Source organism: Streptomyces fradiae ATCC 10745 = DSM 40063 (assembly GCF_008704425.1).
Classification (GTDB): domain Bacteria; phylum Actinomycetota; class Actinomycetes; order Streptomycetales; family Streptomycetaceae; genus Streptomyces; species Streptomyces fradiae.
The window spans coordinates 3,205,543-3,224,280 of the sequence record NZ_CP023696.1 but is presented as its reverse complement, the minus strand read 5'-3'; the positions used below and the strand labels follow the sequence as shown (position 1 = coordinate 3,224,280).

Below are 18,738 nucleotides of genomic sequence, written 5' to 3'. Positions count from 1 at the left end.
ACGGAACGACGAAGGTCCCGACCGCGCTGCGGTCGGGACCTTCGTTTCGGCTGGTCAGCCGTGGCGGAGGATACGAGATTCGAACTCGTGAGGGGTTGCCCCCAACACGCTTTCCAAGCGTGCGCCCTAGGCCTCTAGGCGAATCCTCCGCCGGGAACATTACATGACTCCGAGGGGTGCTTGCGAACTCGTTCCCAGGGCGACGGATCGGGTACCCTGGGCGCAGCCCCTCACGTGGCGCTATCTGACTGAACTCCCCCAGGGCCGGAAGGCAGCAAGGGTAGGTCGGCTCTGGCGGGTGCGTGGGGGGCGTTCGCGTGTCCGGGGACGGAGACGGTGCGGGGCCGGCTCCGGTGCGGGCCCGGCGTCCGGTGCCGGTGGATCACGGGTGCCCGTGCCGGGCGGATCTCCGGGGCGCGGCTCGGTGGATCTCCGGCGTGCGGGTCGGTGGATCTTGGGGCGGTCCGGTTGTCGGTGCGGCCCGATATCGTCGTATGCGTGTCGTCCCTCGCGCTGTACCGCCGCTATCGACCCGAGACCTTCGCCGAAGTCATCGGGCAGGAGCATGTCACCGACCCGCTGCAGCAGGCGCTGCGGAACAACCGGGTCAATCACGCCTACCTCTTCAGCGGGCCGCGCGGCTGCGGCAAGACGACCAGCGCCCGCATCCTCGCGCGCTGCCTGAACTGCGAGCAGGGCCCCACCCCGACGCCGTGCGGGGTGTGCCAGTCCTGCCGGGACCTCGCGCGCAACGGGCCCGGTTCCATCGACGTGATCGAGATCGACGCCGCGTCGCACGGCGGTGTGGACGACGCCCGCGACCTGCGCGAGAAGGCGTTCTTCGGCCCCGCGAGCAGCCGGTACAAGATCTACATCATCGACGAGGCGCACATGGTCACCTCGGCGGGGTTCAACGCCCTGCTGAAGGTGGTCGAGGAGCCGCCGGAGCACCTCAAGTTCATCTTCGCGACGACCGAGCCCGAGAAGGTCATCGGCACCATCCGCTCGCGTACGCACCACTACCCCTTCCGGCTCGTCCCGCCGGGCACGCTGCGCGACTACCTGGGCGAGGTGTGCGGGCGCGAGGGCATCCCCGTCGAGGACGGCGTCCTGCCGCTCGTCGTGCGGGCCGGTGCCGGGTCGGTGCGTGACTCGATGTCCGTCATGGACCAGCTCCTCGCCGGTGCCGCCGACGCCGGGGTGACGTACGCCATGGCGACGTCCCTCCTCGGGTACACCGACGGGTCGCTGCTCGACGCGGTCGTCGAGGCGTTCGCCACCGGTGACGGCGCCGCCGCGTTCGAGGTGGTCGACCGGGTCGTCGAGGGCGGCAACGACCCCCGGAGGTTCGTCGCGGACCTGCTGGAGCGGCTGCGCGACCTCGTGATCCTCGCCGCCGTGCCGGACGCCGCGGAGAAGGGCCTCATCGACGGGCCCGCCGACGTCGTCGAGCGGATGCAGGCCCAGGCGTCCACCTTCGGCGCCGCGGAGCTCAGCCGGGCCGCCGACATCGTGAACGCCGGGCTCACCGAGATGCGCGGTGCCACCTCGCCGCGCCTCCAGCTGGAGCTGATCTGCGCGCGCGTGCTGCTGCCCGCCGCGTACGACGACGAGCGCTCCGTGCAGGCCCGCCTGGAGCGGCTGGAGCGCGGCGTCCACCTCCAGGCCGCGGCGCCGGGCCCCGCCCTGGGGTACGTGCCGGGGCCCGGCGCCCACGTGCCCGACGGCGGCGGGGCCGCGGCCGCCCGTGCCGCCGCGCGGGGCGGGAGCCCGGAGGCGGGGGTCCCGGCCGGACCTCCGCCGGGCGCCGCCCCCACGGGGACGGTCCCAGGGGCCTTCCCGGGCGCCGCCCCCACGGGGGCGCCGGCCGGCGCGCCGCCGGAGCACGCGCCGGCGGCCCCCGCCGCGCCCGCCCCCGCCGCGCCCGCGCCCGCCCCGCCCGCCGCCGCGCCCGCGGCCCGCGCGCCCGGTGCCTGGCCCACCGCCGCCGCACCCGGGGCCGGAGGCCCCGCGGGTGCGGAGGGGCCGGGCGTACGGCAGCCGGGGGCCTGGCCCTCCGCCGCCGCACCCGGCCAGGGCGCAGCCGCCGCCCCCGCCCAGCCGCCGCAGGCCCCGCAGCCGCCCGCCCACGCCCAGGCCCACGCCCCGGCGCCCGCCGCCGGCGCCCCCGCCCCCGGTGCCTCCGCCGAGATGGCTCAGGGCGCCGTCCAGGCGCGCACCATGTGGCCCGGCATCCTGGAGGCGGTCAAGAACCGCCGCCGTTTCACGTGGATCCTGCTCAGCCAGAACGCCCAGGTCGCCGGGTTCGACGGCACCACCCTCCAGCTCGGCTTCCTCAACGCGGGAGCCCGGGACAACTTCACGAGCAGCGGCAGCGAGGAGGTCCTCAAGCAGGCCCTCGCCGAGCAGTTCCACGTCCACTGGAAGATCGAGGCCATCGTCGACCCGTCCGGCGGCGCCGGTCCCGCACCCGCGAGCGGGCCCCCCGCAGGGGGATACGGCCGCCCCGCACCGGCCGGGCCGCCCTCCGGCGGGTACCCGCAGGGCGCGTCCCAGGCACCGCAGGCCGGCCCCGGCCCCGTACCGCCGTCCGCCGTCGCGCCGCAGGCCGGCCAGGGCCCCGACGCCCGGACCGGCCCCGGCCAGGGGCACGGGCAGGGCCAGGGGCAGTCTCACGGCCAGGGCCCCGGACCGGGGCACGGCCCCGGAGCCCTGCCCTCCGGCCCCGGCCACGCCCAGGGCCACGGCGCCCAGCACGGCACCGGACCCGGCCCCGCCGGGTACCAGGCGCAGCACGCCGCCCCGCCGCGGTCCGTCGCGCCCGAGGACGACGTACCGGAGGAGGACGATCCGGACCTGGTGGACTCCGCCCTCTCCGGCCACGACCTGATCGTCCGGGAGCTGGGCGCGACGGTGGTGGAGGAATACACGAACGAGTAGCGGCCGTCCGCTCGGCGGCCCGCACAAAGGGCGGGCCGCCCGCCGGGCTACCCTGGCTGGCGTGAAGGTCCTCGTCATCGGCGGCGGCGCCCGCGAACACGCCCTGTGCCGCTCTCTCTCCCTCGATCCCGACGTCACCGCTCTGCACTGCGCGCCCGGCAACGCCGGAATCGCGGAGGTCGCCGAGCTCCACCAGGTCGACGCCCTCGACGGCGCGGCCGTGGCGGGCCTGGCCCGCGGCCTGGAGGCCGACCTGGTCGTCGTCGGCCCGGAGGCGCCGCTCGTCGCCGGGGTCGCCGACGCCGTGCGCGCCGCCGGCATCCCGTGCTTCGGCCCCTCGCGGGAGGCCGCGCTGCTGGAGGGCTCCAAGGCGTTCGCCAAGGACGTGATGGCGTGCGCGGGCGTGCCCACGGCCCGCAGCTACGTGTGCACCACGCCCGAGGAGGTCGACACGGCGCTCGACGCGTTCGGCGCCCCGTACGTCGTGAAGGACGACGGCCTCGCCGCGGGCAAGGGCGTCGTCGTCACGAGCGACGTGGAGCAGGCCCGCGCCCACGCCCTGGCGTGCGACCGCGTCGTCATCGAGGAGTACCTCGACGGCCCCGAGGTCTCCCTCTTCGCGATCACCGACGGCACCACGGTCCTCCCCCTCACCCCCGCGCAGGACTTCAAGCGCGCCCTCGACGGCGACGAAGGCCCCAACACCGGGGGCATGGGCGCCTACTCGCCGCTGCCGTGGGCCGACCCCAAGCTGGTCGACGAGGTCATGGACACCGTCCTCCAGCCGACCGTCGACGAACTGCGCCGCCGCGGCACGCCCTTCTCCGGCCTGGTGTACGCGGGCCTCGCGATCACCTCGCGCGGCGTGCGGGTCATCGAGTTCAACGCCCGCTTCGGCGACCCCGAGACGCAGGTCGTCCTCGCCCGCCTGCGCACCCCGCTCGCCGGGGTCCTGCTGCACGCGGCGAACGGCACGCTGGACGCCCAGCCGCCGCTCACCTGGCGCGACGAGGCCGCCGTCACCGTCGTGGTCGCCGCCCACAACTACCCCGGATCGCCGCGCACCGGCGATCCGATCACCGGCCTGGACGAGGTGGCCGAGGCGGACGCCCCGCACGCGTACGTCCTGCACGCCGGCACGAAGCGGGACGGCGACGCGGTGGTGAGCGCCGGCGGGCGGGTCCTGTCGGTCACCGCGACGGGCGCGGACCTGGCGCAGGCGCGGGAGCGGGCGTACGCGGCGGTCGGACGCATCCGGCTGGACGGCTCCCAGCACCGCACGGACATCGCCCGCGCCGCCGCCGGGCAGGACTGAACGCGCGGCGGGACAGGCTTCGAGGCCCTCGGCGGGACAGCCGGCCGGGGCACGGAGGGACGGCGGGGAGGCCCGGGTGCGGTGCGTACGCACCCGGGCCCTTCTACACCCACCGACGCCCCGAACCGTGCCCGGTTCTGCCCAAGCCATTCCATCGAGTGACGACTCACCCATCCGAATGACGCCTGGCGGCACCCCAACTAGGGTGCCGCGCAGGCTTTCCGGCACTTGGCCCACCGGCATTGCGATGTCGGTGACGGGTGTCACAGTGGGGGAGTGAGCAAAACCGTCGCAGGGGTGGAGGGGGTGACGTACGGCCGTGTTCGGTCCCGGATCCGGCAGCGCCGGCCGGGGTGCCACGAGCACCCCGGCCGCCATGGGCGCCATGGGTGAGGAGCGGGGCGCGCAGGCCGCGCGCGCCCGAGCCCGCGCCGTGCTGCGTGTGCGCGGCAGGGCCTGGGCCGTCGCCCTGCTGCCCGCCGCGGTCGCGGTCGTCCTGCTGGCCGGCGGTGCCGCGGGGCGGCTGGCCGGTCCGGCGTGGGACGCCGCCCGCTGGGCGGTGTCCGGTGCCGCCGCGGTGGTGCTGCTCGGCGCGGCGGCGGTCGGCGCGGTCGTGGCGCGGGCCCGTCCCGCGCTCACCCCGACGGTGGAGATCGCCGAGTCGTCGGCGCCCGACCTGTACGGGATGGTGCGGGACCTGGCGGCGCGCCTGACGGTCCCCGCGCCCTCCGCGATAGCCCTGACGCCCGACTGCGACAGCTGGCTGGAGGACCGTACGCACCGGGCGCACCGCCTGCCCGGCCGCGGTCCGCACGCGGCTCCGGACGCGGCTCCGGTACTGGTCATAGGCTCGCCGTTCCTGTGGTGGATGCGGGTCGGGGAGCTGCGGGCGGTGCTGGCCCCGGTCGTGGCCGGCACGGGCCCGTCCGCCCACCCCGACATAGCCGCCGCGCGCCGGTTCGTCCGGGGACTGGACGCGGCGGTGGCGCTGCCCGGCCGGCCCGGCCTCGGGGCGGTACGGCGCCTGGGCGCGCGGCCGGTCGCCGCGGTGGCCAGGACCCTGCTGCGGGCCGTGGGCGAGCACGCCGCCGAGATGGAGCGGGGTGTCGCGGCGGCCGCCTCGGAGCGGGCCCGGGCGGTCGACTACGGGCTGCGGATTGTCGCCCAGGAGCAGGTGGGCCTCGCGTACGCGGGGTGGGACCGGCTGCTCACGCGGGTGGCGCTGCCCGCCTGGCGGATGGGCCGCTGGCCGTCCCGGCTGGACGCGGGCGTGGTCTCGGCGCTGACGGAGCTGTCCCGGCGCGACCGGCTCGCGGAGGGGTTCGCGTCCCGGCTCGGCGAGCGCCCGGCGTGCGACCTGCTGGAGGAGCCGGGCCTGGTGGACGAGGCCACGTCCCTGCTGGCGGCCCGCATCTTCCACGGCGGGCCGGCCGAGCCGGGTCCGGGCTGGGCGCCGGTGGACTGGCAGCGGTATCCGGAGGAGGTCGTGGACCGCAAGTGGCGCACGGAGGCGGCGCGGCTGCACCGGGTGCTGGACCGGCTCGGCGCCCGCACGGGGCCTCAGGGGCCGACGCTCACGCGGGTGCTGGAGCACTTCTCCACGGCGGAGGACGGTGAGAGGGTGGCGGCGGCCCTGGTCGCGGAGCTGTCCCGCGAGGAGCGCGCCCCGGGCCGGGCCGCGCCCGACGGAGCGCCCGGCTCCGGGACGGGACCGCTCGTGCTGACCGCCGCGTTCGAGCCGGCCGCCGGGCCCCTGCCCCCGGCCGGTACACCCCCTCACGGTTCGGCCCCTTACGGTTCGGCCCCTTCCGGTTCGGCGCCGTCCAGCGCGGCAGCGCCCGGTACGGACTCGTCCGGTACGGCTCCGTCTCGTACGCCCCCGTCCGGTGCGGCGCCTGCCGGTCCCCCCGTCCGGGGCGCCGACGACCTGCCCCTGCTGCCGTTGCAGCCCCCGCGCAGCGGGCGGGAGCTGCTGGCCGACCACGTGCTGGCCGCGGTGTGCTGCGCCGCCGTGGACACGGCCGGTGCGGCGCCCGGTCTGGACTGGCTGGACGGCCCGGTCCTGCTCGTCGGGGGCGACGGGGCGGGCGATGCCGGTGGCCGCAGGCGCGCGGACGTCGGTCCCCCCGTACTGGCGCTGATCGAGGACGCCGACCCCGAGCCGCTGCGGGACTGGCTCACCTCGGTGGGCGCCCGCCCCGAGAAGCCGGTCCGCCTCGTCTGACGGGAGCGTCGCCCGGCGCCGGGCGGCACCCCGGCCCGGGCGCGTCCGCCCCCCGCGCGCAGCCCGGCCCGCCACCTGCGGACACCATCACACCACCGTGCCCGCCGCCGGTCCGCAGCCCGGGGGCTCACGGCACTCGCAGGGCCCCGCCCTGAGCCCCGGCGCGTCGCCCGCCCCTTCCGCACCTCCCGGTGCGTACTCCCCGTACCCCACGCCCCGCCTCGCGCGGGCGGTCCGGGCGGTCCGGGTCGTTCAAGTCAAAAGGCGACGAGGGGTGACGGAGTGCGTGCGTTATGTGATGTGCTGAAGACCGGCGCCGCACGCGCCGGGGCGTGGCCGGGCGGCGGGGGAGTCGAGGGAGGGGCGCAGCGTGGGGGCGGAGCAGGTTCGGCGCTGGGAGTCGGGGGCTCGGGCCCATGCCGTGGACGACCCGTTCGCACAGGGCCCGCTGCCCTGGCTGCGCGGGACCGAGCAGTACGTGGGCGAGGACGGCCGGATCACCCCCTGGTACGCGGAGCCCCCCTCCAGCCGTTCCGGCCAGGCCGGCCCCCGCCACGACGGCCTCCGCCACGACGCCCCCCGCCACGACGCCCCCCGACCCTGTGGCCCTGATCAGGACGGCCCCCGCCAGCACGGCGCGGACGGGGACCGCGCGGGCCGCCGCCCCGGAGGCGACCGGTCGTCGGGCCCCCGCGCGGCCGACGACGTGGGCCTCCAGATCAAGGGCTTCGCCTCGACCGGTGCCGTGGCGCCCGGGGAGGCGATCGACTTCCGGGTCACGGTGAACCCGCCGCAGCAGTTCTCGGTGGACGTCTACCGCGTCGGGTACCACGGCGGTCACGGCGCCGCCAAGGTCACCACCAGCCCCCGCCTGTCGGGCATCGTCCAGCCGCCCCCGCTGTCCGCCGACCGCACGGTGTCCTGCCACCACTGGTGGCTGTCCTGGCGGCTGCAGGTCCCCGCGCACTGGTCGCCGGGGGCGTACGTCGCCGTCCTCACCACCGTCGACGGCCACCGCTCCCACATCCCCTTCACGGTGCGCGACGGTCACCCCGCCGACCTGCTGCTCGTCCTGCCGGACATCACCTGGCAGGCGTACAACCTGTACCCGGAGGACGGCCGCACCGGGGCGAGCCTGTACCACGCGTGGGACGGCGAGGGCCGGCTGCTCGGCGAGGAGCACGCCGCCGGCACGGTCTCCTTCGACCGCCCGTACGCGGGCCAGGGCCTGCCCCTGCACATCGGTCACGCGTACGACGTGATCCGCTGGGCCGAGCGGTACGGATACGACCTGGCGTACGCCAACGCGACCGACCTGCACTCCGGTCTGGTCGACCCCTCCCGGTACCGGGGCCTGATCTTTCCCGGGCACGACGAGTACTGGTCGGCCCCGCTGCGCCGTGCCGTGGAGGCGGCCCGCGACGGCGGCACGTCCCTGGTGTTCCTCTCCGCGAACTCGGTCTACTGGCAGGTGGAGCTGGCCCCGTCCGCGTCCGGCGTACCCGACCGCCTCCTCACGTGCCGCAAGCGCCGGGGCCCCGGCAGGTCGGCGCTGTGGCGGGAGGCCGACCGGCCGGAGCAGCAACTGCTCGGCATCCAGTACGCGGGCCGGGTCCCGCGGCCCCATCCCCTGGTCGTGCGGAACGCCGGGCACTGGCTCTGGGAGGCGACGGGCGCCGGCGAGGGCGACGAGCTGCCGGGGCTCGTCGCCGGCGAGGCCGACCGGTACTTCCCGCGGACGGCGCTGCCGGAGCACCGGGCGCGCATCCTGCTCGCCCACTCCCCGTACCGGGACGCGGCCGGGGCGGCGCGGCACCAGGAGACGTCCCTCTACCGGGCCCCGTCCGGGGCCCTGGTCTTCGCGTCCGGCACCTTCGGCTGGTCGCCCGCTCTGGACCGGCCGGGTCATGTCGACCCGGCGGTCCAGCGCGCCACGGCGAACCTGCTGGACCGCATCTGCAAACGCGACTAGAACGGCTCTGCACCCCTGGCCACGGCCCGCTCCGCCGCATGCGGGACAATCGGAGCCGTTGGGACAGACCCACGGGGAGGAACCGTGTCCGGATTCGTAGAAAAGCCCGAGCCCATCGAGGTGCCGGGCCTGGTGCATCTGCACACCGGGAAGGTGCGCGAGCTGTACCAGAACGAGGCGGGCGACCTCGTGATGGTCGCCAGTGACCGCCTGTCCGCCTTCGACTGGGTGCTGCCCACGGAGATCCCGGACAAGGGCCGCGTCCTCACCCAGCTCTCCCTGTGGTGGTTCGACCAGCTCGCCGACCTGATCCCCAACCACGTCATCTCGACGGAGCTGCCCGAGGGCGCCCCCGCCGACTGGGCGGGCCGCACACTCGTGTGCCGGTCGCTGCGGATGATCCCGGTCGAGTGCGTGGCGCGCGGCTATCTGACCGGCTCCGGGCTGGCCGAGTACGAAGAGTCCCGTACGGTCTGCGGACTCGCCCTCCCCGAGGGCCTCACGGACGGCTCGGAACTCCCCGCGCCGATCTTCACCCCCGCGACGAAGGCCGCTGTCGGCGAGCATGACGAGAACGTCTCGTACGAGGAGGTCGCCCGCCAGGTCGGCGCGGAGACCGCCGCGCAGCTCCGCCAGTCGACGCTCGCCGTGTACAGCCGCGCCCGCGATGTGGCGCGGGACCGGGGCATCATCCTCGCCGACACCAAGTTCGAGTTCGGCCACGACGAGGACGGCGGACTGATCCTCGCGGACGAGGTGCTGACGCCGGACTCGTCGCGGTTCTGGCCGGCCGCCGAGTGGCAGCCGGGCCGCGCCCAGCCGTCGTACGACAAGCAGTTCGTGCGTGACTGGCTGACCTCCCCGGCGTCCGGCTGGGACCGCCGCAGCGAGCAGCCGCCTCCGCCGCTGCCGCAGGAGGTCGTGGACGCCACACGCGCCAAGTACATCGAGGCGTACGAGCTGCTGACGGGCACGGCCTGGTCGTAGCGCGTACATGGGCCCGCCGGGACGCCCGGCGGGCCGTGCCGTACGGGGGACGCCCGCAGCACACGGCGTGCGCGGGGGCGTCTCGCCCCGTCCGGCCCGGTGTTTCACGTGAAACGTCGAAGGCCCCGGTCTGATGACCGGGGCCTTCGCTCTGGAGCGGACGACGAGATTCGAACTCGCGACCCTCACCTTGGCAAGGTGATGCTCTACCAACTGAGCCACGTCCGCCTGCGCCGTAGCGCGAGACCCACTATACCCAACCTCGCTCGCGCGCGAGACGTACGGCCGTGTGCCGGTTCTCGGCGCCCAGTTTCGAGACGGCGGAGGAGAGGTAGTTGCGGACCGTTCCGGGGGAGAGGGAGGCCCGGCGGGCGATCTCCGCCACGGGCGCGCCGTCGGCGGCCAGCTCCAGCACCTCGGCCTCCCGCGCGGTCAGGGGCGAGTCGCCCGCCGAGATCGCGTCCGCCGCCAACTCCGGGTCCACATAGCGGCTTCCGCCGTGGACGGAGCGGATGATCTCGGCGAGCCGCTGGGCGCTGACGGTCTTCGGCACGAAGCCCCGCACCCCGGCGGCGAGGGCCCGCTTGAGGTGGCCGGGGCGGCCGTGCCCGGTCACGATCATGGCCTGGCAGGTCGGCACCTCCGCCCGCAGGGCCGTGGCGACTCTCACACCGTCGGCGCCGGGCATCTGGAGGTCCAGCACGGCCACGTCGGGGCGGTGGACGCGTGCCATGGCGAGCGCCTCGGGGCCGGACGCGGCCTCGGCGACCACTTCCAGGTCGTCCTCGAGGCCGAGCAGGGCGGCGAGGGCGCCCCGGATGAGGTGCTCGTCGTCGGCGAGGAGTACCCGTACGGTCACGAGCGCCCCCTCCCGGCCGGTTCGGCCGCGGCGGACCGGAGGTCCCCGCCGTCGAGCGGCACCCGGGCGGTCAGCCGGAACCGCCCGTCCGCGTCGGCGGGCCCGGCGTCCAGTACGCCTCCGAGCGCCGCGAGCCGCTCGCGCAGCCCGGCCAGCCCGGACCCGCCGCTCCCGGCGGGCCGCGCCCCGTCGTTCTCGATCACCAGCACCACTTCCCCTCCGCCCGTCCCCGAAGCCGGCCCCACCCCCACCACCGAAGCCGATCCCGCACCACCACCGGAAGCCGCCCCCGTCACCGGAGCCGCCCCCACGGCCTCCCCGCCCGGCGTGGCGACCGCCCTGCCGTCCCGCCCCGTCCCGTCGCCCCGGGCCGCTCCCGGTCCACCGGCCGGTCCACCGGCCGCGTCGATGGCCACGGTCACGCGGCAGTGGCGGGCGTCGCTGTGGCGCAGGACGTTCGTCGTGGCCTCGCGGACCACCCACGCCAGGGCGGACTGGGCGGCGGCCGGCAGTTCCGCCTCCGCGTCGCGCAGGTCGACCCGGCACCGTATGCCCGCCGCCGCCAGGACGCCGCGGGCGCCCTCCAGCTCGGTGTGCAGGTCGGCCTCCCGGTAGCCGCGCACCACCTCCCGCACCTCCCGCTGCGACTCGCGGGCGATCCGCTGCACCTCGCCCATCTCGGCGACGGCCCGGTCGGCCGCCCCGCGCCGGGACAGCTGCGCGGCCAGCTCGCTCTTGAGGGCGATGACCGACAGGTTGCGCCCCATCACGTCGTGCAGGTCCCGGGCGAACCGCAGCCGCTCCTCGGCGACGGCCAGCCGCGCCTGGAGGCGGTGGGCGGCGTCCAGCTCCCACACGGCCCGCAGCAGCCAGCCGGAGAAACCGCTGGTGGGGGCGAAGACGAGGGTGCCGAAACCGGCGGTGAAGGTGTGGGTGACCGTGTCGGTGACCGGCAGCCCCACCAGTACGGTGCCCACCGCGACCCCGGCGACGGCGGCCACGGACAGGCCCATCATGTGCCGCACCCGCGTCGTGCACAGGGCGAGGGCCCCCACGCCCCAGCTCACCAGCCCGGACACCACGTACATGGTCATCTGGAGGTCGAGGTCGGGCCACCGGCGGCGCAGCAGCAGCGTGGCGAGGCAGCCGCCCACGGTGAGCGCGGCGACGACGGCCGCGAGCCGGTTCGGGCGGTCCCGACGCCCCAGCTGCCAGCTCAGCGCCCGCGAGCACAGGACGGCCACGAGGACGGTGTGCAGCAGCACGGCGAGGAACAGCCACCCGCCGGCCGGCCCGACGACCGAGGCCGTCGCCAGGGCGGGCAGCGCGCCGACGAAGACGGCCACCCCGGCCAGTCCGTGGTAGGTCCACCGCGTGTAGAGCTCGACCTTCTCCGGGTTGCTCCTGCGGGTCCACCAGCCGGTCAGCCTGGCCATGCCGTCCCCTCCCCCTCCTCAGTGGCGCGGCTCCCACCGGAACCGCCGCCGTACAGCGAACACCGCCACGGCGGTCCACACCAGGGCGGTCGCCCCGGCGCGCACGAGGTCGCCCGTGTCCGCCCCGCCCAGCCATCCGGCCCGTACGAGTGTGACGACCCCGGTGACCGGCAGCAGTGCGCACACCGCCTCGACCCGCTCCGGCAGCACCTCCAGCGGCACGAAGAGACCCGAGCCGAACGCCGTCACGAAGAACAGCGGCATCGTCGTGAGCTGCGCGCTCTCCACCGTCCTGGTCAGTGTGGACGTGTACGCGGCGAGCGCGCCGAGCAGGACGACGCCGAGGAGCACGCCCGCCACGAGCAGCTCGGGCCGCTGCGGCGCCCGCACGCCGAGGAAGGCCACCGCGGCCCCCACCATGATCACGCACTGGACCAGGGTGATCGCCACCGAGGGCAGGGCCGTCCCGGTGAGGATCTCCGTGTCGGTCGCCTCCCCGGTGCGCAGCCGCTTCAGCACCAGCTCCTCGCGGCGGGCGACGTAGGCGGGGACCAGGTTGAGGTAGACGACGATGACGAGGACCATGCCGACCCCGCCGGTCATGGCGGCTTCGACGAGCGACATCCCGGTCCCCTCCAGGCCGACCCGGTCGAGTCCGGCGCGGATGGAGCCGATCATGAGCAGCGGCATGAGGAGGCTGACGAAGAGCGCGGTCCGGTTGCGGACGAGGAGGACCAGTTCGGCGCGGGTGAGCGCGCCGAGCCGGCCGGCCGCGGTGGTGCGGGCCGCCTGAGGGGTGGTGGTCGTCATGTTCACACCCCCGCCGGCTCGGTGGCGGCGCCGGAGCGGGCGATCTCCAGGAAGGCGTCCTCCAGGGAGGCCGACCGGGCGTCGAGCGCCTCCAGCCGTACGCCGTGCTCGTCCGCCCACCGCAGCAGTTCCGCCAGATCCGTCTGGAGGTCGCGGGTGCGGATCTCGACGCGCCGCCCCTCGGGCTGGGCGGCCCTCAGCCGCAGCGGCAGCCGCGCGGCGACCACCCCGGCGGGCAGGTCGAAGCGGATGCGGGCGGGCCGGGAGGCGGTGACCTCGGCGGGCGTGCCGGAGGTGACGATCCGGCCGCCGTGCATGATCGCGAGCTGGTCGGCGAGTGCCTCGGCCTCCTCCAGGTAGTGCGTGGTGAGGAGCACGGTGGTGCCGGTGTCGCGCAGGTGCCGTACGAGGTCCCAGGTGTCGCGGCGGCCCTCGGCGTCGAGTCCGGTGGTCGGCTCGTCGAGGAAGAGCACCTCGGGACGGCCGAGGAGGGCGAGGGCCAGGTCGAGCCGGCGCCGTTCGCCGCCGGAGAGCTGCTTGACGCGGACCTTCGCGCGGGCGCCGAGCCCCACCATGTCGAGCGCCTCGCCGGTGGGGCGGGCCCCGCTGGTGCAGCCGGCCCACATGCGGACCGTCTCGGCGACGGTGAGGTCGGAGGGGAAGCCGCCTTCCTGGAGCATCACGCCGATGCGCGGCCGCACGGCGGTGCGCTCCCGGTGCGGATCGCGGCCGAGGACGCGGACGCGGCCCCCGTCGGCCGGGGCGAGCCCTTCGAGGAGTTCGACGGTCGACGTCTTCCCGGCGCCGTTGGTGCCGAGGAGGGCGAAGACCTCGCCGTACGGGACGGTGAAGGTGATGCCCCGCACGGCTTCGAAGCCCTCCGAGTACCGGCGCCGCAGCTCGTGCGCCTCGATCGCGCAGCCGCGTCCGTGCCCGTGGTCGTCTCCGTGGCCATGCCCGCGGCCATGGCCCTGGTCGCGTGTGCGGTCGCGTCCGGGCGCTGGTTCCCGCCCGTGCCCGGAGCGGGCGGAGCGGCTCTTGGGGTGGTCGTCGCTGGTCATGCTTCCAGCGTCAGGGCGGTCCGGGCCGTCCGGCAGTACGCGGTGTCAGCGGTGGGCGATGACAGATGTCACGGGGGTCGTGGGCGCGGAGCCCGAATCCGGAAACGTCGAAGGCCCCGGTCTGATGACCGGGGCCTTCGCTCTGGAGCGGACGACGAGATTCGAACTCGCGACCCTCACCTTGGCAAGGTGATGCTCTACCAACTGAGCCACGTCCGCATTGCTCCCGACCGGCTTTCACCGGGCGGTGCGAGCACCACTGTACCTGATCCACCGGAGTGGTCGGTACGTGATGTGGAGCGGGTGACAGGAATCGCACACTGCGCCTTCCCCCTGGAAGGGGGATGTTCTACTACTGAACTACACCCGCACGCTCCGTGAGGCGCTCGGCTTTTCGGCCTCGCCCCTCGGCGTGCTCCAGACTTTAGCCGATCAAGGGGGGTGCCGCGCAACTCGGCTCCGGACGCCCCCGCTTCCCGCGCCCCGAGACCGGCTTCGGGGGCTCCCGGCGGTCCGGCGAGGTCCGCCCCCGGGCGTCGGTCCGGCCGCGGCCGGGAGGCCGGTGGAAGCGCGCGCGGCGGGCCGTCCGGCCGGACGGCTCCCCCGCCGGGCCCGCGCGCCGGCGCGTCCCCGGCCACTCGCCGGCGCGTTCCCGGCCGCCCGCCGGCACGTCCCCGGCCACTCGCCGGCGCGTCCCCGCGCGCCTCCCGCCCGCCGGCGCGTCACCTGACGCTCCCTGCCCGTCGGTGCGCCTCGCCGGTACGGCCGCCGGCCCGCCGCGCCCCGCCGCGCGGGTCCGTCCCGTCAGTGGGCCTCGTGGAAGGCGTCGTACACCCGCTTGGGGATGCGGCCCCGCGCGGGCACGTCCATCTTGTGGGACTGCGCCCAGGCGCGGACGGCCGCCGGGTCGGGGTCCACGGAGGTGTGCCGGAACGCCTTGCGGGGCCTCTCCGTGCCGGACTTCCTGCGGCCCGCCTCCGTGTAGGGGGCGAGCGCCTTGCGCAGTTTCTCTGCATTGGCTTCATTGAGGTCGATCTCGTACGACTTACCGTCGAGGCCGAAGGTGACCGTTTCCGCCGCTTCTCCGCCCTGGATGTCGTCGGTGAGCGTGACCACTACGCGCTGCGCCACGGATATCGGTCCTTTCCCGTGGTAACGCGCCGCACGGGATGTGTTGTGTGACACGTTTGACGTGCGGCGTTACCTGGTTTTCCTGGTGTATTCCTTTGTACCTCCCGAAGTGCCGCACTGGGAAGACCCGGCAATTGTGCCCGCGTGTCCGCGGAAAGGCGTGAGTGCGATTCTTTTCCGGGATTTTCCCGCGCGCTTCTCGACTCCGGGCTTCCGGCGTGCATGCGGCCCCGGCCGCGTGCCGGGCGAGCGGCGGGCCTCGGCCGGTCGTGCGCGGCCGAGCCCTCCTGTCGAGCCCTCCTGCCGAGCCCTTCCCCGACCTCCCCCGAGGCGAGCCCCTCCGGAAAGGTCCGGGAGGTCCGGGGACCTTCAGGCCCTTCGGGTCGCCCCTGCCCGTCGGCCCTTCGCGGACGGCCTGCCCCGGGCGCCCGCGGCGGCGGCGCGGTCCGGGCCGCGGCGTGGGAGCTTCCGCTCAAGATCGATTGGCGCGTTTGTGGGATCCTCCGGATATCTACTCGCGTAGAAATTGTAGGCAGGTACGCTGAAGGAACCGCCCACGCAACACACCACCGGGAGTGCCAGTGGCACGCGTCGTAGTCGACGTCATGCTCAAGCCGGAGATCCTCGACCCGCAGGGACAGGCGGTGCAGCGCGCACTGCCCCGTCTCGGCTTCGAGGGGATCGCGGACGTCCGCCAGGGGAAGCGCTTCGAGCTGGATGTGGAGGGCCCCGTCGACGACGCCGCCCTCGCCCGCATCCACGAGATGGCCGAGACCTTCCTCGCCAACACCGTCATCGAGGACTTCGTCGTCAAGGTGGAGGAGGCGTGACGTCCCGCATCGGAGTCGTCACCTTCCCCGGGACGCTCGACGACCAGGACGCCCTGCGCGCCGCCCGGCTCGCCGGCGCCGAGCCGGTCGCGCTCTGGCACCGCGACAAGGACCTCAAGCAGGTCGACGCGGTCGTCCTCGCCGGTGGTTTCAGCTACGGCGACTACCTGCGCGCCGGGGCCATCTCCCGGTTCTCGCCGGTCATGGAGACGATCATCGAGCAGGCGAAGGCCGGCATGCCGGTCCTCGGCATCTGCAACGGCTTCCAGATCCTGACCGAGGCGCACCTGCTCCCCGGCGCCATGCTGCGCAACAACCACCTGCACTTCGTCTGCCGCGACCAGAAGCTGCGGGTGGAGAACGCGAACACCGCCTGGACCGCCGACTACGAGCAGGGCCAGGAGATCTCCGTACCGCTGAAGAACATGGACGGCCGGTACGTCGCCGACGAGCGCGTGCTCGACGAACTGGAGGCCGAGGGCCGGGTCGCGTTCCGGTACCTCGACGTGAACCCCAACGGCTCGCTCCGCGACATCGCGGGCGTCACCAACGCCGCGGGCAACGTCGTCGGCCTCATGCCCCACCCCGAGCACGCGGTCGAGCCGCTGATCGGCACGGGCGGTACCGACGGCCTCGGTTTCTTCACCTCGATCCTCAAGAAGCTGGTCAACGCCTGATGAGCCTCCATGCCGGAACGGCCGGGGGAGCCACTGGGCGCCCCGGCCCGCGATGCCAGTACCACCCCGCGCGAAGGAGCGACCGAGCGTGACCCTCGACACGGTCAAGCACGCCACCGAGACGCCCGACGTCGAGCAGCCGTGGGCCGAGCTGGGCCTGAAGAAGGACGAGTACGAGCGCATCCGCGAGATCCTCGGCCGCCGTCCGACCGGCGCCGAGCTGGCCATGTACTCGGTCATGTGGTCCGAGCACTGCTCGTACAAGAGCAGCAAGGTCCACCTGAAGCAGTTCGGTGAGAAGGCCCCGCAGAACGACGCCATGCTCGTCGGCATCGGCGAGAACGCGGGCGTCGTCGACGTCGGCCAGGGCTACGCGGTCACCTTCAAGGTCGAGTCGCACAACCACCCCTCGTACATCGAGCCCTACCAGGGCGCGGCCACCGGCGTCGGCGGCATCGTCCGCGACATCCTCGCGATGGGCGCCCGCCCGGTCGCCGTGGTCGACCCGCTGCGCTTCGGCGCCGCCGACCACCCCGACACCAAGCGCGTCCTGCCCGGCGTCGTCGCCGGCATCGGCGGCTACGGCAACTGCCTGGGTCTGCCCAACATCGGCGGCGAGGTCGTCTTCGACGCGTGCTACCAGGGCAACCCGCTGGTCAACGCCGGATGCATCGGCGTGATGCGGCACGAGGACATCCACCTCGCCAAGGCGTCCGGCCCCGGCAACAAGGTCATCCTGTACGGCGCCCGCACGGGCGGCGACGGCATCGGCGGCGTGTCCGTCCTGGCCTCGGAGACCTTCGACGACACGAAGCCCACCAAGCGCCCCGCCGTCCAGGTAGGCGACCCGTTCCAGGAGAAGCTCCTGATCGAGTGCACCCTGGAGGTCTTCCGGGAGAAGCTCGTCGCGGGCATCCAGGACCTCGGCGGCGCCGGCCTGTCCTGCGCCACCTCCGAGCTGGCCTCCGCCGGCACCGGCGGCATGCGCGTCGAGCTCGACACCGTCCCGCTGCGCGACGCGACGCTCTCGCCCGAGGAGATCCTCATGAGCGAGTCGCAGGAGCGCATGTGCGCGATCGTCGAGCCGCAGCACGTCGACCGCTTCATGGAGATCTGCGAGAAGTGGGACGTCATCGCCACCGTCATCGGCGAGGTGACGGACGGCGAGCGCCTGGAGATCTTCTGGCACGGCGATCAGATCGTCGACGTGCCCCCCGGCACCGTCGCCCACGAGGGCCCGACCTACCACCGGCCGTACGCGCGCCCCGAGTGGCAGGACGCCCTCCAGGCCGACGACGCCGGCAAGCTGCCCCGGCCGGCCACGGCCGAGGAGCTGCGCGCGCAGGTCCTCCAGCTCGTCTCCTCGCCGAACCAGGCGTCCAAGGCGTGGGTGACCGACCAGTACGACCGGTTCGTGCAGGGCAACACGGTCCTCGCCCAGCCCGAGGACGCGGGCATGGTCCGCATCGACGAGAAGACCAACCTCGGCGTGGCCATCGCCACGGACGGCAACGGCCGGTACGCCAAGCTCGACCCGTACGCGGGCGCGCAGCTGGCGCTGGCCGAGTCGTACCGCAACGTCGCCGCGTCCGGCGCCAAGCCGCTGGCCGTCTCCGACTGCCTCAACTTCGGCTCGCCCGAGGACCCGGCGGTCATGTGGCAGTTCGCCGAGGCCACGCGCGGCCTCGCCGACGCCTGCCTGGAGCTGGGCACGCCCGTCACCGGCGGCAACGTCTCGCTGTACAACCAGACCGGTGACACCGCGATCCACCCGACGCCCGTCGTCGCCGTCCTCGGCGTCATCGACGACGTGACGCGGCGCACGCCGATCGCCTTCGCGGAGGAGGGCCAGCTCCTCTACCTGCTGGGCGACACCCGCGAGGAGTTCGGCGGCTCGGCCTGGTCGCAGGTCGTCCACGACCACCTCGGCGGCCTGCCGCCCAAGGTGGACCTGGCGCGCGAGCGGCTGCTCGGCGAGATCCTGATCGCCGCCTCCCGCGACGGCATGATCGACGCGGCGCACGACCTGTCGGACGGCGGTCTCGTGCAGGCGGTCGTCGAGTCCTGCCTGCGCGGCGGGAACGGCGCGCGGCTGGTCGTCCCGGACGGTCTGGACGCCTTCACGTTCCTGTTCAGCGAGTCGGCGGGCCGTGCGGTCGTGGCCGTGCCGCGCAGCGAGGAGCTCCGCTTCACCGACATGTGCGGCGCGCGCGGGCTGCCCGCGACGCGGATCGGTGTCGTCGACGGCGACGCGGTCGACGTGCAGGGCGAGTTCAGCGTCCCGCTGGCCGAGCTGCGCGAGGCGTACGAGGCGACGATCCCGGGCCTGCTGGCCTGACACGGGCACGCACCCCCGTACGGCGCGCGGCCGCCGGTACGTCCGTACCGGCGGCCGCGCGCGTACCGGCGGGGGACGTGCCGACGCGTAGGGAGGGCCGGGTCGCGGTGGAAGCCGTGGCCCGGCCCTCCCCCGTTCCCCGCCGTCGTCGGCCCTCG

13 protein-coding genes, 4 tRNA genes and 1 other RNA gene are annotated in these 18,738 nt (G+C 74.8%); 9 read left to right on the top strand and 9 right to left on the bottom strand.

What is annotated here, in order from left to right; translation table 11 throughout:
* Positions 1–61: 61 nt before the first annotated feature.
* Positions 62–149, bottom strand: a tRNA-Ser gene (locus CP974_RS14255).
* 73 nt (positions 150–222) lie between these two features.
* Here CP974_RS14255 and ffs point away from each other — a divergent pair.
* From ffs to CP974_RS14220, 6 genes are all read left to right on the top strand, one after another.
* Positions 223–317: signal recognition particle sRNA small type (ffs, locus tag CP974_RS14250), an RNA gene on the top strand.
* 181 nt (positions 318–498) lie between these two features.
* Entirely contained in the window at positions 499–2,940 is a 2,442-nt protein-coding gene (locus CP974_RS14245) for a DNA polymerase III subunit gamma and tau (RefSeq protein ID WP_150485811.1), read from the top strand.
* 61 nt (positions 2,941–3,001) lie between these two features.
* Positions 3,002–4,255, top strand: a complete 1,254-nt coding sequence (gene purD, locus CP974_RS14240) for a phosphoribosylamine--glycine ligase (protein WP_031133106.1) — start codon at positions 3,002–3,004, stop codon at positions 4,253–4,255.
* 376 nt (positions 4,256–4,631) lie between these two features.
* Positions 4,632–6,479: a M48 family metalloprotease gene (locus CP974_RS14235; RefSeq protein ID WP_031133104.1), complete on the top strand. Its 1,848-nt coding sequence runs from the start codon at positions 4,632–4,634 to the stop codon at positions 6,477–6,479.
* A gap of 370 nt (positions 6,480–6,849) precedes the next feature.
* Positions 6,850–8,451 carry a N,N-dimethylformamidase beta subunit family domain-containing protein gene (locus CP974_RS14225; protein WP_031133102.1) on the top strand — a complete coding sequence of 534 codons (1,602 nt, stop codon included), beginning with the start codon at positions 6,850–6,852 and terminating at the stop codon, positions 8,449–8,451.
* A gap of 84 nt (positions 8,452–8,535) precedes the next feature.
* Positions 8,536–9,438 (top strand): phosphoribosylaminoimidazolesuccinocarboxamide synthase, encoded by a 903-nt coding sequence (locus tag CP974_RS14220; protein WP_031133100.1) that lies wholly within the window; start codon positions 8,536–8,538, stop codon positions 9,436–9,438.
* A 152-nt stretch (positions 9,439–9,590) separates the two neighbouring features.
* Here the strand turns inward: CP974_RS14220 and CP974_RS14215 are convergent.
* The 8 genes from CP974_RS14215 to CP974_RS14180 all read right to left on the bottom strand — a co-directional run bounded on the left by CP974_RS14215 (position 9,591) and on the right by CP974_RS14180 (position 14,735).
* A tRNA-Gly gene (locus tag CP974_RS14215) sits at positions 9,591–9,666 on the bottom strand.
* Between the two features lie 22 nt (positions 9,667–9,688).
* Positions 9,689–10,297, bottom strand: a complete 609-nt coding sequence (locus CP974_RS14210; protein ID WP_031133098.1) for a response regulator transcription factor — start codon at positions 10,295–10,297, stop codon at positions 9,689–9,691.
* The gene (locus CP974_RS14205; RefSeq protein WP_037938282.1) at positions 10,294–11,733 is read right to left on the bottom strand and encodes a sensor histidine kinase; all 1,440 of its coding nucleotides are present in this window, start codon (positions 11,731–11,733) and stop codon (positions 10,294–10,296) included. Before CP974_RS14205 ends, CP974_RS14210 begins: the two co-directional genes overlap by 4 nt.
* Positions 11,734–11,751: 18 nt before the next feature.
* On the bottom strand, positions 11,752–12,543 hold the full coding sequence (locus CP974_RS14200; protein WP_031133094.1) for an ABC transporter permease: 792 nt from the start codon (positions 12,541–12,543) through the stop codon (positions 11,752–11,754).
* A 2-nt stretch (positions 12,544–12,545) separates the two neighbouring features.
* Complete coding sequence (locus CP974_RS14195) at positions 12,546–13,604, bottom strand: ABC transporter ATP-binding protein (RefSeq protein WP_078915701.1); 1,059 nt, start codon at positions 13,602–13,604, stop codon at positions 12,546–12,548.
* A gap of 143 nt (positions 13,605–13,747) precedes the next feature.
* Positions 13,748–13,823: transfer RNA gene (locus tag CP974_RS14190), tRNA-Gly, on the bottom strand.
* Positions 13,824–13,899: 76 nt separating this feature from the next.
* Positions 13,900–13,974 (bottom strand) — tRNA-Gly (locus CP974_RS14185).
* Between the two features lie 434 nt (positions 13,975–14,408).
* A complete protein-coding gene (locus tag CP974_RS14180; RefSeq protein WP_031133090.1) occupies positions 14,409–14,735 on the bottom strand; it encodes a histone-like nucleoid-structuring protein Lsr2 in 327 nt (108 codons plus the stop codon).
* Positions 14,736–15,316: 581 nt separating this feature from the next.
* Between CP974_RS14180 and purS the strand changes: the two genes are divergently transcribed.
* From purS to purL, 3 genes are all read left to right on the top strand, one after another.
* The gene (gene purS / locus CP974_RS14175; RefSeq protein WP_023587565.1) at positions 15,317–15,565 is read left to right on the top strand and encodes a phosphoribosylformylglycinamidine synthase subunit PurS; all 249 of its coding nucleotides are present in this window, start codon (positions 15,317–15,319) and stop codon (positions 15,563–15,565) included.
* Positions 15,562–16,242, top strand: coding sequence for a phosphoribosylformylglycinamidine synthase subunit PurQ (gene purQ, locus CP974_RS14170; RefSeq protein ID WP_031133087.1), 681 nt, complete (start codon positions 15,562–15,564; stop codon positions 16,240–16,242). Before purS ends, purQ begins: the two co-directional genes overlap by 4 nt.
* An 88-nt stretch (positions 16,243–16,330) precedes the next feature.
* Positions 16,331–18,580: a phosphoribosylformylglycinamidine synthase subunit PurL gene (gene purL, locus CP974_RS14165; protein ID WP_031133085.1), complete on the top strand. Its 2,250-nt coding sequence runs from the start codon at positions 16,331–16,333 to the stop codon at positions 18,578–18,580.
* Positions 18,581–18,738: the final 158 nt, after the last annotated feature.